This window comes from Pseudonocardia yuanmonensis (assembly GCF_039542425.1).
In the GTDB taxonomy this organism is placed as follows: domain Bacteria; phylum Actinomycetota; class Actinomycetes; order Mycobacteriales; family Pseudonocardiaceae; genus Pseudonocardia; species Pseudonocardia yuanmonensis.
Window position 1 is genome coordinate 1 of record NZ_BAABIC010000086.1, and the last position, 515, is coordinate 515.

Annotated in this window: 1 protein-coding gene; it reads right to left on the reverse strand. The window is 69.5% G+C overall.

From position 1 onward, the window contains the following. A partial coding sequence (locus ABD990_RS34235; protein WP_486362916.1) for a polyphosphate kinase 2 family protein occupies positions 1-504 on the reverse strand: 504 nt, incomplete at its 3' end. Between the last annotated feature and the right edge of the window lie 11 nt (positions 505-515).

Consider the following 515-nt stretch of genomic DNA (forward strand, 5'->3'; position numbering starts at 1 on the left):
CGACTGCTCCAGGTTCGGCGCCTGCGCCATGAACTCCTCGTACTCCCGGTCCGAACAGAACCCCATGACCGGCTCGACGACGGCCCGGTTGTACCAGGACCGGTCGAACAGCACGATCTCCCCGGCCGCCGGCAGCTCGGCGAAGTACCGCTGGAAGTACCACTGCCCGGCCTCGCGCGGCGACGGCTTCTCCAACGCCACGACCCGGGCCCCGCGCGGATTGAGGTGCTCGGTGAACCGCTTGATCGTGCCGCCCTTGCCGGCGGCGTCACGACCCTCGAACAGCACCAGCACCCGCTGGCCGGTGTCCTTCACCCAGGACTGCATCTTCAGCAGCTCGATCTGCAACGCCCGCTTGCGCGCCCGGTACTCCGCCGGGTCGATCCGCTCCGCGTACGGGTAGTCCTGCCGCCAGGTCGTGACCTCTCCCCCGTCACGCGCCAGCAGGATCTCCTCGTCGTCGTCGAGCTCGCGGACGGTGTAGCCGTCCAGGTCGTCGAGCAGGTCCGCCGCCT